At 69.6% G+C, this 14816-nt stretch carries 12 protein-coding genes; 8 read left to right on the forward strand and 4 right to left on the reverse strand.

Annotated elements, in window-relative coordinates; genetic code table 11:
* Window positions 1-251: 251 nt before the first annotated feature.
* Window positions 252-2255, reverse strand: a complete 2004-nt coding sequence (locus ASD65_RS16465) for a L,D-transpeptidase family protein (protein WP_056226342.1) — start codon at window positions 2253-2255, stop codon at window positions 252-254.
* Between the two features lie 97 nt (window positions 2256-2352).
* Window positions 2353-2829 carry a hypothetical protein gene (locus ASD65_RS16470; RefSeq protein WP_056225189.1) on the reverse strand — a complete coding sequence of 159 codons (477 nt, stop codon included), beginning with the start codon at window positions 2827-2829 and terminating at the stop codon, window positions 2353-2355.
* A gap of 131 nt (window positions 2830-2960) precedes the next feature.
* On the opposite strand from ASD65_RS16470, the gene ASD65_RS16475 reads away from it, so the two are divergent.
* From ASD65_RS16475 to ASD65_RS16510, 8 genes are all read left to right on the forward strand, one after another.
* Window positions 2961-4148, forward strand: a complete 1188-nt coding sequence (locus ASD65_RS16475) for an ROK family transcriptional regulator (protein WP_056225192.1) — start codon at window positions 2961-2963, stop codon at window positions 4146-4148.
* Between the two features lie 94 nt (window positions 4149-4242).
* Window positions 4243-5511 (forward strand): extracellular solute-binding protein, encoded by a 1269-nt coding sequence (locus ASD65_RS16480; protein ID WP_056225195.1) that lies wholly within the window; start codon window positions 4243-4245, stop codon window positions 5509-5511.
* Between the two features lie 214 nt (window positions 5512-5725).
* Window positions 5726-6706, forward strand: a complete 981-nt coding sequence (locus ASD65_RS16485) for a carbohydrate ABC transporter permease (protein ID WP_235566817.1) — start codon at window positions 5726-5728, stop codon at window positions 6704-6706.
* A complete protein-coding gene (locus tag ASD65_RS16490; protein WP_082561952.1) occupies window positions 6703-7653 on the forward strand; it encodes a carbohydrate ABC transporter permease in 951 nt (316 codons plus the stop codon). The genes ASD65_RS16485 and ASD65_RS16490 overlap by 4 nt, the downstream gene beginning before the upstream one ends.
* 43 nt (window positions 7654-7696) lie before the next feature.
* A complete protein-coding gene (locus ASD65_RS16495) occupies window positions 7697-8623 on the forward strand; it encodes an ROK family protein (protein WP_056225199.1) in 927 nt (308 codons plus the stop codon).
* Window positions 8616-9395 (forward strand): glucosamine-6-phosphate deaminase, encoded by a 780-nt coding sequence (locus ASD65_RS16500; RefSeq protein WP_056225202.1) that lies wholly within the window; start codon window positions 8616-8618, stop codon window positions 9393-9395. Before ASD65_RS16495 ends, ASD65_RS16500 begins: the two co-directional genes overlap by 8 nt.
* Before the next feature lie 26 nt (window positions 9396-9421).
* Window positions 9422-10093, forward strand: coding sequence for a hypothetical protein (locus ASD65_RS16505; RefSeq protein WP_056225205.1), 672 nt, complete (start codon window positions 9422-9424; stop codon window positions 10091-10093).
* 46 nt (window positions 10094-10139) lie between these two features.
* Complete coding sequence (locus ASD65_RS16510) at window positions 10140-11210, forward strand: LacI family DNA-binding transcriptional regulator (RefSeq protein WP_082561953.1); 1071 nt, start codon at window positions 10140-10142, stop codon at window positions 11208-11210.
* 13 nt (window positions 11211-11223) lie between these two features.
* On the opposite strand, the gene ASD65_RS16515 is transcribed toward ASD65_RS16510, so the two are convergent.
* Both ASD65_RS16515 and ASD65_RS16520 read right to left on the reverse strand, forming a co-directional pair.
* Window positions 11224-12636, reverse strand: coding sequence for a hypothetical protein (locus tag ASD65_RS16515; RefSeq protein ID WP_056225208.1), 1413 nt, complete (start codon window positions 12634-12636; stop codon window positions 11224-11226).
* Window positions 12633-14771, reverse strand: a complete 2139-nt coding sequence (locus ASD65_RS16520) for an alpha-galactosidase (RefSeq protein WP_056225211.1) — start codon at window positions 14769-14771, stop codon at window positions 12633-12635. Before ASD65_RS16520 ends, ASD65_RS16515 begins: the two co-directional genes overlap by 4 nt.
* Window positions 14772-14816 lie beyond the last annotated feature (45 nt).

Consider the following 14816-nt stretch of genomic DNA (forward strand, 5'->3'; position numbering starts at 1 on the left):
ATGCGCCGAGGCGGCGCGCGGCGGTGGGGTTCCCGGTGTTGGCGACCGACCCGCCCGGTGCTCTGTGTTGGCGACCGACCCGACCGACCCGCCCGGCCCGCCCGCCCGGATGTCGAGACTGCAGCGGGTGGTCGAGACTGCGGGAAATACCCGCAGTCTCGAGGCTCGACTGCAGTCTCGGTGAAAAAGGGGGGCGCGGGCGCGCGCGACGCCGTGCCGAAGCCGTGCGCCGTGTTGCACGAGGCGACTGCTTAGTAGTGGACCCAGACCTCGGTGCCCATGGGCGCCCAGCCGTAGACGAACTCGGCGGCGCCGAGCGGCATGTTGACGCAGCCGTGGCTCATCCGGTTGCCGAAGTTGTTGTGCCAGTAGGCGCCGTGCAGGGCCTCGTCGCCGTTGTAGTACATCACCCAGGGGACGTTCGGCGTGTAGTAGTTCGGCGCCTTGGTGAGGTCCTGGTTGCCCATGTTCTGCGTGCGCAGCTTGGAGGTGATGCGGAAGTGCCCAGTGTCGGTGTCGTTGCCGGGGAGTCCGGACGAGATGTACCAGGACTGGACGACGACGTCGTTCTCGAAGAGGTAGGCGCGCTGCTCGCCGAGGTCGACCTCGATGCGGCGGGCGATCGAGGTGGTGGCGAACGGCGTCACGGCGATGGGGAGCTCGTAGACGGCGTTGCCGGTGGCCAGCTGCGCCGCGAACTGCTTCGCGATGCCCGTGGTCGATTCGAGGGCGCGCCCGTCGACGCCGACCGTCTCGTCGCGCAGCACCTTGCCCTGGGAGTCGGTGATCGTCAGCGCATTGACCGGTGCCCGGTCCACCGCGGGGGCGAGTGTGTCGACGACCTGCTGGATCGCGGCCTGGTCTGCCTTGTACACGAAGGCGCCGCGCTCGTCGGTGGACACGGTGATCCAGGATGCCGCGACCGCGCGGTCGACGGGCACCGTGCGCTCGGCGCCCACATAGAACCCGGCGGTGTCCAGCATGCGGTTGAGGCGATCGGCGCCGGCCTGAGCGGCGTAGGTGGGGGTGTTCGCGGTGACCGGCGCGGTGGTCGCGGCGACCTCCACACGCGTCTTGCCCTCGTCGAAGGCCTTCTGCAGCGCTTGCCGCACAGCGTCGACATCGACTCCCTCGCCGTCGATCGCCGGCGTGACGACATAGGTGGCGGTCGCGGCGTCGAAGTCGAGCTTGGCGTCGGTCGGCTCGATGTAGAGCTCGGGTGCGACCTCGCGCAGAGCGGCGGTCGCGGCATCCGTATCGATCATGACGACGGCATCGACCGGTTCGGAGAACCAGGCCGTCGGATTCCACATCGGGTGCCCGGCGAAGGCGGAGTCGGCGAGATCGCGCGCATCGACGGTCGCGCCGAGCTGCGCACCGGTGACAGCGATCTCATCGGCTGCTGCGTGCGAGACGCTGGCGCCGAGCTGTCCGCCGGTCGCGTCGCCGGTACCGGTGAGCACGATCGTCGTCTCGTCGAGGCGGTGCTGGACGGCGTCGGCTGCGGCACCGGGCGTGAGCCCGCCGACCGATACGCCGGCGATGGAGGTGCCGGGCGCGATCAGGACGAGGGAGGACGCAACCAGCGCGAGGGCCGCGACACCGGCGGGGATGCCGATCCAGAGGCCGAGGTGGCGCTTCTTGCGAGCGGGTTCTGCCGGGGCCCAGGCGTAGGTCGCGCCCGCCTCGGTGGCATCGGGCTCGGTCAGAACGGTGGTGGCAGGCTCAGCCAGTAGCTCGGTGTCCGGTGCGGTCAGCACCGCGGTGGCGGTGGCGACCTCGACGGCGTCCTGCTCGGGGAGCACGGTGGTGGCGATGGCGGTTTCAGCCGTGGCGGGCTCCACGGCGTCCTCGGTCTGCTCGGCGTGCACGGCAGTATCGTCGTCGATCTCGATCAGGTCCGACTCGGTCTGCTCAGCGGTGGCGGCGTCAGCCGCGTCCGGTTCGGTCGGCACAACAGCGTCTGCTTCGGCCTCGACATCATCGATGTCGGAGTCAGTGGCGTCGGCCTCGGCGTCAGCAACGTCCGGTTCGGTGAGCGCGACACCGTCGGCCTCGGCCGGCTCAGCATCGTCGTCAACGGTCTCGACTTCGTTCTGAACGTGGAGCTCAGCGGTCGCGATGGCAGTCTCAGCCACGTCCGGCTCGGTCGGTTCGGTCGCGTCCGCAACGGTCGCGTTGGCGCCCGTCACGGTGACGGAGGGGTCGACAGACGGCGCCCCCTCGGCCCCAGGCCTGGTTGCCAGATCGGTCACGCCATCACCCCCGACTGTGAACACACGTGCTCATATGGTACGGGACGGCTCCTGTGAACAGAGCAACGTTCGTGTCACGGCCCCAGCCCGGCGGTGGTCAGGGGGTGCAGATCTCCTGGAACTTCTCGCTCGTGGCCTGGAAATCGGTGCCGAGCTCGCTCAGGTCGCCGAGCTTCGAGGTGTCGCCGTCCACGATGGCCTGCATGACTTCGGCGGCCTTGCCGAACATCTCCTGCAGTGAAGGGAGCAGGGCTGCCACATCGTCGTTCGTGACCGTCGCCGCTGCAGCGGAGAGCTTCTCGGCTGCGGCCTTCATGCTCTCGACCACCTGGGTGGGGTCGTCACTGGACGCGGATTCGAACTCTGCCGTGGCATCCGAGATCGTCTGCTGGATGAGCGCGCAGGCGTCTGCTGTGGACTGGCCCTCATCGCCCGGGGTGTCGACATTGCCGGAGGCGCCAGCGGAGCGCGAGGATCCGCCGGTGGGGGAGCCCGTGCACGCGGCGAGGCCGAACGTGGCGACAACGGCGATCGTGATGGCGGCGGTGGAACGTGCGGCAGCGGTGCGGAGCATGGGAGGCCCTCCTCGTCACTCTCACCCTAGGCGAGGGAGCGCCGCGGGTGAATGTAACAAGTTTGTAAAGACGCCACCCAAATCACTTTCGACGGTTGCGGATTGTTTGTTCGTAAGGTCTACTAACAAACATGTCTGCATCGGAAGCGCATCGCGGCTCTTCCACTCTTGAAACGCCGCACCCCTCGAATGGCCGCACCTTCGGCCCGGGGCGCGCGCTGCGTCAGGGTGGCAAGGTCCTGCCGGAGCACGCTCGCGGCCACAACCGGTCGCTCGTGCTGCAGACCCTGTTCCACCAGGGCGCGATGAGCCGCGCAGACCTGTCGCGCGAGACGGGGCTGACCCGCGTCACGATCTCCGACCTCGTCGCCGAGCTCATCTCCGACGGCTTCGTCGCCGAGATGGGTGTGCGTGAGGCGTCCGGCCCCGGCAAGCCCGCGATCCTGGTCGACCTCGACCGCGACGGCCACCGCATCGTCGGCATCGACCTGTCCGGCAGCGACGCGTTCATCGGCGCGGTCCTCACCCTCGACGGCGACATCGTCGTGCGCCGCGAGATCCCGGTGCCCACGGATGACGTGGTGGCGGCGGTCGTCGCGCTCGCTCGTGAACTCGTCGGCGAGGCACACGCACCCGTCCTCGGAATCGGCGTCGGCACCCCCGGTGTCGTCAACGACCACGGCGTCATCCTCGTGGCTCCGAACTTCGGCTGGGCCGGCTTCGACATGGAGAGCGCGCTGCACGACGCCCTCGGTCTGCCCGTGCTGGTCGCCAACGACGCGAACGCCGCGGTCCTGGCCGAATATACCTTCGGCGGCGCGGGCGAAGATGTCCTGCTCGTCAAGGTCGGCCGCGGTGTCGGCTCCGGACTGCTCGCCTCCGGTCAGCCCATGCGCGGCGGACGCTTCGCCGCGGGCGAGATCGGCCACGTCACCGTCGGCACCGACGGCGGCCCGGTCTGCGGCTGCGGCAAGGTCGGATGCCTCGAAGCCTGGCTCGCGGTCCCGGCACTGTCTGCCCGGCTGGCTGCGGCATCCGGGGACGCCGCGCGCGAAGGCATCCTGCGCGACGCGGGGGAGCGCCTCGGCATCGCTCTGGCCCCCGTGGTCGGCGCGCTCGACCTGTCGGAGATCGTCCTCTCCGGCCCTCCTGAGCTTCTCGACGGCCCCTTTGCGGAGCAGGCTGTCGAGACCCTCCGCACCCGAACTCTCGCCCAGTTCCACGATGGCGTGACGGTGCGGATGACGGAGCAAGGCCAGGACATCGTCCTGCGCGGCGCGGCCGTCATGGTCCTCTCCGGACAACTCGGGGTGTCCTAGACGCCCCTTCCCTCCGGGGCGACCCGGAAGCAATACCCCCCTGGATGGGCCACCCGGTCCACCCGAACACCAAGAAACATCGAAGGAAGACACCATGAACAAGAAGCTCGGAGCCTTCGCCCTCCTGGGCGCCTCGGCTGTCGTGCTCGCGGGGTGCGCCGGTGGTACCGGTGGCACGCCCAGCGACGCGGCTGACGGCGGCAACATCACTGTCTGGCTGGTCGGTACCGATACCCCGGACACAGCTCGCGAATACCTGAAGTCGACGTTCGAATCGGAGAACAAGGGATGGACCCTCACCGTCGAGGAGAAGACCTGGGCTGACACCAACGAGACGTACGTGGCTGCGCTGTCCTCCAGCGACTCCCCGGACGTCGTCGAGGTCGGCAACACGCAGGCGCTCGGCTTCATCGACCAGGGTCTGTTCGCCGACATCACCGACATGAAGGCCGACCTCGGCGGCGACGACCTGCTCCCCGGCCTCGTGGACGCGGGCACCTACGACGGCGACTTCTACGCCGCGCCCTACTACGCGGGTGGACGCATCGTCTTCTACACGCCCCAGATCGTGACCGACGCAGTGCCGACCACGCTGGACGAGTACGTCGCCAACGGCATCGCGATGAAGACCGACACGGTCTCGGGCATCTACGCCCCGGGCAAGGACTGGTACAACGCCCTTCCCTACGTCTGGGCACACGGCGGCGAGATCGCGGTCAAGGACGGCGACACCTGGGACGCGCAGTTCTCCAGCGACGACAGCGTCGCCGGTCTCTCGCAGCTGCAGGAGGTCTACCTGAAGGCCACGAACGCGCCGGCCGACGGTGACGAGGCCAACCCGCAGGTGCCGTTCTGCGCCGGCGAGGTCGGGTACCTCTCGGCTCCCGGCTGGGTGAAGTGGTCGATCCTGGCTCCGGCGGACGACGCCAAGGCTCCGGGCTGCCCCGACACCTACGGCAAGGACCTCGCCGCGTTCCCGCTGCCCGGTCTGAAGGCGGGCGAAACCGCTCCCATCTTCGCCGGTGGCTCCAACATCGCGGTCGCCGCCAAGAGCGCCAACCCCGAGCAGGCCAAGGCCGCGCTGACGATCCTCCTCTCCGAGGGCTACCAGCAGCTCCTGGCTGAGGGTGGACTGACCCCGGGAATCATCTCGGCCGCGGAGTTCCTCCCGCAGGACCCGATCACGCAGGCGCAGGCCACCGCGCTCGCGAACTCGAAGTTCACCCCGATGAGCCCCAACTGGAGCGAGGTCGAGAAGGCCCTCCTCATCCCGGACGCGCTCGTCAAGATCGCCCAGGGCGGCGACGTCAAGGCGATCGCCACCGATCTGGACAAGCAGATCGAAGCGATCCTCAACAAGTAGCAGGACAGGGGGTCCCGAGCCCGCTCGGGACCCCCTTCCCCCGCTCCGATCTCTCGGACAGGCTCAGGATGCCGCGACGCCCACGCTGCGCTTGTCCCGGAGGCCGGATGCGCCGGTCGATCGACCGCGCCCGCCAGCCGCACCGCGACTTCGCGTGCCCGCGCTCGGCATCCCCTGAATTCCACACATCTCCCATCAGCAGAGAGGAGGCGAGATGAGCGCCCCCACCACCACGCGAAAGCGCACCGACAAGGCCGCGAACGGCATGCCGTACGCCGACCCGTTCCTGCGCGAAGCCGTCAAGCGCCGCCGCAACAACCGCAGCGCCTGGACCCTGCTCGCCCCGTCCGTGATCATCCTGGCCGTCATGGTCGGATACCCGGCCGTACTCATGGTCATCCAGTCGTTCACCGACTACGAGATCAAGAACAAGGTGCAGGGCACCCTGCCCAACTTCGTGGGCCTCGCCAACTACATCGAGATCTTCTCGCAGTCCGATTTCCCCGCCGTGCTGATGCGCAGCCTCGGGCTCATGGTCGTGCTGACCGTGCTCATCATGCTGTTCGGCACCCTGATCGCAGTCCTGATGACGCGCCTGTCGCGCGCCTGGCGCATCTCGGTCTCGGTCGGCCTGCTGCTGGCTTGGGCGATGCCGCCCCTGTCGGCCACCGTCGTCTGGGGATGGATCTTCGACACCCAGTACGGCCTGGTGAACTACCTGCTCAACACGATCACCGGGACCACCGACTGGACCAACCACTCCTGGCTGATCGACCCGTGGTCGTTCTACTTCGTGCTGACGATCATCATCGTGTGGCAGTCGGTGCCGTTCGTCGCCTTCACCACGTACGCGGCCCTCGGACAGGTTCCCGGAGAGGTGCTCGAGGCATCCTCCATCGACGGGGCGACCGGACTCAAGCGCTTCCGCTTCATCGTCTTCCCGTACCTGCGCAGCGTGATGACCGTCGTGCTGATCCTCCAGATCATCTGGAACCTGCGCATCTTCACCCAGGTGTACGCCCTGCAGAGCAGGGGCGGCATCGCATCCGAGACCAACGTGCTGGGCACGTACCTGTTCCGGCAAGGCGTCGGTGAATTCGGCGTCACCGCCGCCATCGGCGTGGTCATGGTCATTCTGCTGATGTCGCTCTCGTGGGGCTACATCCGTTCCACCCTGAAGGAGGAGGAGCTGTGAGCACCCAGGTCACCCCCGGGACCCAGCTCGGGACCATCGGCGTCGAGGCCATCGAGCCGCGCGCCACGAAGCAGGGCTCGATCCGCGCTCGCCGCCCGTCGGCGCGCCGCGTCGGCACCCGGACGCTCCTGAACATCGCGGCCTTCGTCGTGGTGGTGTGCAGCGTCTTCCCGGTCTACTGGATGGTGAACATGTCGTTCACCCCCGGCCCGCGCATCATCAGCCGGTCACCCAGCCTGATCCCGCTCGAGTTCACGTGGCAGAACTACGTGACGGCATGGACCCGTGAGGCCGCGCCCGGCCAGACCGACTTCCCGCACGCGCTGATGACATCGACCATCGTCACCATCGGCGTCATCCTGTTCACGCTGCTGTTCGCGTTCCTGGCGTCGGTCGCCGTGGCCCGCTTCCACTTCCGTGGCCGTCGCGGCTTCATCGTCGCGGTGCTCATCGTGCAGATGGTCCCGGGCGAGGCGATGATGTTCACGATCTACGGGATGATCGACGACTGGCACCTGATGAACACCATGGTCGGGCTCGGCATCGTCTACGTCGCCATGGTGGTGCCGTTCACGATCTGGACCCTGCGCGGATTCGTCGCCGGTGTTCCGGCCGACCTCGAAGAGGCCGCCATGATCGACGGGTGCACCAAGAACCAGGCGTTCTGGAAGGTCACGTTCCCGCTGCTCGCACCGGGCCTGGTCGCCACCGGCATCTTCGCCTTCATCCAATCGTGGAACGAGTTCACGATGGCGCTGCTGCTCATGAAGGGCTACAGCCTGACCCTGCCGACCTGGCTCAACTCGTTCCAGTCGGCCACCGAGGCCACCAACTGGGGTGCCGTCATGGCCGGGTCCACGCTTATCGCCATCCCCGTCGTGATCTTCTTCCTCATCGTCCAGGGTCGTATGACCGGTGGACTCGTCGCCGGGGCGGTCAAGGGCTGATGCGCGTCAGCACTGCTGCCGCCTTCCGCAGGGAGGTCGGCCGATGAAGGTCGGACTCGACGTCGGTGGAACCAAGACCGACGCCGTCGCGGTGCGCGATGACGGACAGATCGCCGGCCGCGTGCGCCTCGCCACCGGGTGGGGGCCTGATGCGGTCGCACGGACCGTCGTGGATGCGGTGACCGCCCTGGCGGACAGCATCGGCATCGAGCGCTCCACGATCGGCTCGATCGGGGTCGGCATGCCCGGCCAGGTCGAACCGGGCACGACGCGGGTCGTGCACGCCGTCAACCTCGGCGTCGACGAACTGGACCTCGCTGCGGCGGTCGAGCCCGAGCTCGGGGTCCCGGTGCGCGTCGAGAACGACGTGAAGGCCGCGGCGCTGGGCGCGTACGCGCTGCACAGCGGGGCGACGTCGATGGCGTACCTCAACCTCGGCACCGGCGTCGCCGCGGGCATCGTCATGAACGGTCAGCTGTGGCGCGGTGCGTTCGGCACCGCCGGCGAGGTCGGACACATCTCGGTCGATCCGAACGGGCCGCTGTGCCGCTGCGGGCAGCACGGGTGCATCGAGGCACTCGCGGGCGGTGGTGCCATCGCCGAGCGGTGGGCCCGCGCCGGGGCGCTTCCGGTGCGCGATGTGTTCGACGCCGCCGATGCCGGTGACGCCCAGGCCCGCATCCTGCGTGACGGACTCGCGAGCGGGGTGGCCGCGGCGGTGCGCGTGCTCGTGCTGACCGCCGACGTCGACACCGTCGTGCTCGGCGGGGGGATCACGGCGCTCGCCGATCGCCTGATGGCGGATGTCGCAGCCGAACTCGCGGCCAGCGCCGCGGCGTCCCCGTTCATGCGCTCACTGCGGTTGGATGGACGTGTCGAGCTTCTTCCCGTGGGATCCCCTGCGGCGGCGCTCGGCGCGGCGCTCATCGGCGCCGCCCGCGACCCCGAGGAGGCCCTCGCCCATGGCTGAAGTCGTCATCGTCCCGTCCGCCGCTGCCGCCGGAGTGCTCGTCGCTGCCGAGATCGTCGCACTGATCCGACGCAACCGCGAGTCCGTGCTCGGCCTCGCGACGGGATCGACCCCGCTGCCCGTGTACGAGGCGCTCCGGGCGCAGGTCGGCGACCTGGATCTGTCGGGCGTGCGCGGCTTCGCGCTGGACGAATACGTCGGCATCGATCCGAGCCACCCCGAGAGCTACCGCTCCGTCATCACGCGCGAGGTGGTCGAGCCCCTCGGCCTGAACCCGGCGCAGGTACGCGTGCCGGACGGCTCCCTCGCCGGCATCGAGCACGCCGGTGAGGACTACGAGCGGGCGATCCGGGATGCCGGAGGCGTCGATCTGCAGATCCTCGGCATCGGCACCGACGGCCACATCGGGTTCAACGAGCCCGGCTCTTCCTTCGCCTCGCTGACGCGGGTCAAGACCCTCACGCAGCAGACCCGGGCCGACAACGCGCGGTTCTTCGACTCGGTCGACGACGTGCCGATGCACTGCATCACCCAGGGTCTCGGCACGATCCTGCGTGCGCGGCACCTGGTGCTTCTCGCTTTCGGTGCCGGCAAGGCCGCTGCGGTCGCCGGAGCGGTCGAGGGTCCCGTGACCGCGTCGCTGCCGGGGTCGGCGATCCAGCTGCACCCGCACGCGACGATCGTGGTCGACGAAGCCGCGGCCGCCGACCTGCGCCTGGCGGACTACTACCGCTACACGTTCGACAACAAGCCCGCCTGGCAGGGGCTGTAGGCGATTTCGCTGGATACGCTGTCGGCATGACGCACCCCTCGACGCAGATCGGGTCGACGAAGACCCGGTCGCCGCGCACGGCGTGGCTGGTCGGCGGCTCGCTGCTGATCGCCACCGCGCTCCTGGAATCGGCGTTGTCGATGCTGTTCGGCGCAGGGGGCTGGACCCTCGGCGTCGGCATCGCCGCCGACCTCCTGTTCGCTGCCGCCATGGTCGTGTTCGCGTTCGGGCTCGTCGGCGGAGGCAGCGTCGTCGGGCGACGCCCGCTGGGTGTGACCGCGCTCCTCGTGCTGGGACTCTGGCCGTTGGTGATGCGCGTGATGTGGGTGCTGATCCCGCCGATCGCGTCGGTGTCCGAACCCTTGATCATCCTCAGCAACGTGAGCCTGTTCGTGCAGCTGGCCGCTGCGATCATCGCGGTCGTACAGATCGCGCGCGCAGGAGTCGTGCCCGGCGTGGCGCGCTGGCTGCCGCTCATCGCGCTCGCCCTCGTGGTGGTCCCTGAGGTGATCGTCTACGGCTTCAGTTACGCCGCCGCGGCGATCGGCGGATCCCAGCTCCTCACCGTCGCCTTCTCCTTCGCCGCCCTGGCCCGGTTCGTATCCGTCGCGGGGCTGGGCGTGTCAGCGATCATCCTGGCTCTGCGCCCGGTGGCGCACGAAGAACGCACCGTCCAGGTCTACCCGCCCGCATCCTGATCCCCGGTTCGCCCGTATCCGGGCGTTTGTCGTCCAGAATGAACCCATGACCGATGCCACCGTCTCCCCGCTGCCCGCGAGCGGTGCGCCGCGCGCCGGGAAGAAGACGCGCTCGCCTGCCGGGTCGGTCAAGCTCTCCGAGGTGGCGGCGCTCGCCGGAGTGAGCGAGGCGACCGTCAGCCGGGTGCTCAACCGCAAGTACGGGGTCTCGCCGACCACGCGGGAGCAGGTCGAGGAGGCGCTGCGGCAGATCGGCTACGAGCGCACCCGCAAGGGCGAGATCGTGCTCATCCTCGTGCCCGGCCTGAAGACCCCGTTCTTCGGCGAGATGTGCAACGCCATCGAGAGCGAGCTGAGCCCGCACGGCCTGCGGGCCGTGATCGGTCCCGTGCTCCCCGGCTCGGTCTACGAACGCGACTACGTCGAGGCGTTCGTCGACACGGGCATCGCGGCGGCCGTCTTCCTGTCTTCGAGCAACACACTCCAGCATTCGGATGACTCGGCGCGGGCACTCCTCGAATCCCGCGGCGTGCCCTACCTGTGCGTCAACGGCGGCTTCCCCGAAGGCGGGGCTCCGGTGGTCTCGACCGACGACTGGCGAGCCGCCGAGCTGGCCGTCGACCACCTGTACGACCTCGGCCACCGCCGCATCGGGATGTCTGCGGGCCCGCTCGGCAACACGCCCGCCGACCGCAGGGTCGAGGGCTTCCTGAATTCGATGGATGCGCGCGGCATCGAAGGCGCCGAAGACCTTGTCGTGCGCTACCACTACAGCGTCGACGGCGGGCGCTATGCCGCCGATGTGCTGCTGGACCTGGACGTCACGGCGATCGTCGCCTCGAGCGACGAGATGGCGCTCGGCGCCATCCGGGCGATCACCCGGCGCGGCCTCCGCGTCCCCGAGGACGTCTCCGTCATCGGCTACAACGACTCGTTCATCCTCGAGTTCACCGACCCGCCGTTGACCAGCGTCGCGCAGCCGGTGGAGCACCTCGCGCAGGCGTGCGCACGGACGCTGGTCACGATGGTCCAGAACCGCCCGGTGCGCACCGACGAGATCCTGATGGAGCCGACGTTCCACGCCCGGCAGTCGACGGCGCCGGTGCGCCCGAGCTGACGAGGCCGCTGCACTACGCGGCAGGCAGCGCCCGGCGCTCGCCCGGCGCGACGGTGAGCGTAGCCCCGGTGCCGTCGCCGTCGAGGTGCGGATCGCGGAAGCCGGGATCGGCATCCGTCACGATCTGCCACCGCAGCGGCTCGGTGGTGCCGTTGCGGAGCCACAGTGCACCCGCATCCGCGCCGACATCGATCGTGCCGTCTCCGAACGGGATGTCGAAGGCCGCAAGCCGCGAGACCCCGGCGGGAAGAGCCGGTCGCGTGGTCATGGTGCCGCGCGCGGCGTCGGGCCGCAGCCCGAGGAAGCCGGCGGCGATCTGGCCGACGAGGGTGAACGAGACTTCGGGATAGGTGCCGTTCCGGCCCTGCTCGGGCACGTCGTGCGGCTCGTCGCGGAGTGCATAGATGCGCTGCATCCACCGCCACGCGGTGTCGGCATCGCCGTGGCGCAGGTACAGATCCGGCACGTAGGTCAGGGCTTCGATGTTCGCGGGCGCGCCCGCGGGGTCGGCGCACAGCCGGTCGATGTCGTCGAGCAGGCGGTGCTCCCGCGGGTCGCCGTCGCTCAGCCCCTTGAGCGGCATGAACCACGTCGTCTCGCGCCCCCAGGTCGTGACGGGGTCGCCGTCGACGGTCCAGCCGGTGACCACGTCATCCGTGCCTACGGCGCGACTCCAGGTGTCGCGGAAGTACGCGGCGAGACCGTCGGCGATGCGGTCGTAGTCCTCCGCCGCAACGGGGTCGCCGTCGGCGCGCTCCAGTGCGGCGGCATGACGCGTCGCCGCGTACTGGGCGGCGAACCCGTCACCGGCCTCGCGGAACCGCGCGGTGGGGTGCTCGTTGTAGCTCGCGGCGCCCTCGAAGATGCCCAGGCCGCTGCCCTCGACCACGCCGTTGGGCCGGTGACGGTCATTCGCCGCGACGAAGGGGCCCAGCGTGTGGCGCCAGAAGTCGCGGTGCTCCAGCAGCGCGGGGTCGCCGGTCCACCGGTACAGCGTGTGGATGAGCTCGACCATCTCGAATATCGCCGGCACCTCGCGGACGAACTCGGTCGGCCCGCGATAGTCGATCGCGAGTGGCGTCTCGCCGTCGAAGTTGAGCGCCCAGACCGGCCACCCGCCGTGCTCCGGGGTGGCCGTCGCCAGCAGCGCCGCGAGCATGCCCGCATTGTGCCGCTGCCAGCCGAGCAGCTGCGCGCCGAGCGCCTGGTGGGCGAAATCGCGGAGGTAGTACCCGCTGCGATGCGCGTACCCGGCCCGATAGCTCGCGCGATATGGAGCGTGGCGGTACGGCCCACGGTGACGCTCCGAGACATCGAGGGGGCCGCTCTCGCCGTCGCCCACGACGGCGAGAGCCGCTGTGCGGGCGGCCCACCGGAACATCTGCTCGAGCTCGCGGTTGTCGGACTCGACCCGGATGCCGCTCACTCCGCGGTCACCTCGACCAGGGCGGCCTCCTGCGGGCGAAGAGTGGGCATCGGCAGGCCGATCCCCATCAGGACCGAGCCGAGGCAGCGGAACTCCTCACCCCACCAGGCCGGCTGGGAGCGGGTGATCGTCGGGTCTGCGGCGCCCTCGACCCCGACCCGCACGACGCGGTACAGGCGGTCGGGCGCGAGGCCGGCCAGGCGCAGTGCCGGGCCGGGGATGTGCGGCGGCGAGTCGATGGCCGCGATCGTCACGACGGCGTGGTCCGCTTCGGCGGACACGATGCTCTGCGCGATGTGGGCGTGCTCCGTCTCCAGCCGGTGCAGCGTGCCCCGCTCGATCAGCGGAGCCAGCCGTTTCACCTCGCGGATCCATCCGGTGAGCTCGGACAGCTCGGCCTCCGACGCCTCGCGGAGGTCCCACTCGATGCCGAAGCTGCCCACCAGCGCCGTGACGGCGCGGAAGGTGAGGGAGCTGTGGCGGCCGGTGACGTGCGCTCGCGCCGCGCCGACGTGCGACCCGAGAAGCTCGGGCGGCATCAGCAGGCTGGTCCAGCGCTGGATGCGCTGGCGCTCCAGCGGATCGTTCGAGTCCGAGGTCCAGAACCGGTCGACGCGCTCGACGATGCCCAGGTCGATGCGTCCGCCGCCGGCCGAGCAGGACTCGATCTCCAGCCACGGGCACGCCGCCCGGATCTCATCGATCAGTCGGTAGGTCGCCAGCGTCTGCCGGTGCACCCCGGCGATGCCGTCGCGGCGGTCGACGGGCTCGAGCAGATCGCGGTTGTGGTCCCACTTGATGTAGTCGATCCGGTGCTCGGTCACCAGCGAGACGATCCGATCGCGCAGCGAAGCGAAGGCGTCCGGGTGCGCGACGTTGAGCACCAGCTGCTGCCTGGCCAGCGGGGCATCGCGGTGCACGGGGGAGAGGATCCAGTCCGGGTGGGCGCGCGCGAGCTCGGAATCGGGATTGACCATCTCGGGCTCGAACCAGATCCCGAACTGCATGCCGAGGTCGCGCACGTGCTCGACGAGCGGGGCGAGCCCGTCCGGCCAGACATCCTCGTCGACGAGCCAGTCGCCCAGCCCCGCACGATCGTGACGACGACCGAGGAACCAGCCGTCATCCAGCACGAAGCGCTCGACCCCGACCTGCTGTGCGAGATCGGCGAGGTCGATCAGTGGCGCCAGGGTGTGGTCGAAATAGACCGCCTCCCACGTGTTGAGGGTGATCGGCCGTCCGACCGGCGGATGGGCGGGGCGTGCGCGCAGCATGGTGTGGATACGAGCGGATGCCGCATCCAGGCCGTCGCCGTGGGCGCCGTACAGCCACGGGCTCGTGTAGTCCGCTCCTGGCCGGAGGGCGATCTCGCCGGCGTGCAGCAGCTCTCCGGCGCCGAGGAAGCTGCGGCCGCCGTTCGTGCGCTCCGCCCACACCCGCTGATTGCCTGACCACGCGAGGTGGACGGCCCACACCTCTCCGCGGTCGAAGTCGAAGCCGGGGACCCCGGCGACGAGCAAGGTCGCGGCATCCGGGCCCGTACGTCCGCGGCGGTTCTCGCGCAGGTGGGTGCCGTCCACGAGCGGATGCCGCTGCGGCCGGCGCTCGCCGTTGTGGCGGCCGGAGAAGTCGAGCAGCTCGGTCGCCCGGCCGGCGAGGGGGAGTGCCAGGTCGACGGCCTCGAGGCTGTAATCGTCGTCGCCGTCGTTGCGCACGGTGGCGCGGGTGCGCAGCAGCCCGCTCGGCAGGAGCTCGAGCTCGACGGTCACCGATAGGAGGCCGGAGACATCGACGCCGCGCGCCACGAGGTGACCGCCGGTCTCGGCGTCGCTGTCGACTTCGTACGCGACGTCGCAGACATCGGCGAACGAACCGCGCCCGTGGCGGTGCCCGGAGATGCCGGGGAAGCCCATCCACCCCTGCTTCGCCTCCGGGAGCACGCCGATCGGGAGCGGCACATCCGGCTCGCTCGTGGCGCGCTGCGGGCGCAAGTCGGCCGCGATGCGCGCCAGGCTCACCTCGTCCAGCGGTCCCAGTGCCCGGCCCCAATGGGCGATGACGGGCAGCATTCCCGGCTCGGCGACCACGACGACACTCACTCCGGCGGCGGTCAGGTGGACCACATTCTGCTCCATGAACTGCTCCCTTGCAATTTTGCAGAATACTACTGCATATATACC

The sequence above is a fragment of the Microbacterium sp. Root61 genome, from assembly GCF_001427525.1.
In the GTDB taxonomy this organism is placed as follows: Bacteria; Actinomycetota; Actinomycetes; order Actinomycetales; family Microbacteriaceae; genus Microbacterium.

What these genes read in the sequence shown, in the direction of transcription:
- ASD65_RS16470 (WP_056225189.1), bottom strand. Translation starts at nt 2,829, where the DNA reads ATGCTCCGCACCGCTGCCGCACGTTCCACCGCCGCCATCACGATCGCC.
- ASD65_RS16475 (WP_056225192.1), top strand. Translation starts at nt 2,961, where the DNA reads ATGTCTGCATCGGAAGCGCATCGCGGCTCTTCCACTCTTGAAACGCCG.
- ASD65_RS16480 (WP_056225195.1), top strand. Translation starts at nt 4,243, where the DNA reads ATGAACAAGAAGCTCGGAGCCTTCGCCCTCCTGGGCGCCTCGGCTGTC.
- ASD65_RS16485 (WP_235566817.1), top strand. Translation starts at nt 5,726, where the DNA reads ATGAGCGCCCCCACCACCACGCGAAAGCGCACCGACAAGGCCGCGAAC.
- ASD65_RS16495 (WP_056225199.1), top strand. Translation starts at nt 7,697, where the DNA reads ATGAAGGTCGGACTCGACGTCGGTGGAACCAAGACCGACGCCGTCGCG.
- ASD65_RS16500 (WP_056225202.1), top strand. Translation starts at nt 8,616, where the DNA reads ATGGCTGAAGTCGTCATCGTCCCGTCCGCCGCTGCCGCCGGAGTGCTC.
- ASD65_RS16505 (WP_056225205.1), top strand. Translation starts at nt 9,422, where the DNA reads ATGACGCACCCCTCGACGCAGATCGGGTCGACGAAGACCCGGTCGCCG.
- ASD65_RS16510 (WP_082561953.1), top strand. Translation starts at nt 10,140, where the DNA reads ATGACCGATGCCACCGTCTCCCCGCTGCCCGCGAGCGGTGCGCCGCGC.
- ASD65_RS16520 (WP_056225211.1), bottom strand. Translation starts at nt 14,771, where the DNA reads ATGGAGCAGAATGTGGTCCACCTGACCGCCGCCGGAGTGAGTGTCGTC.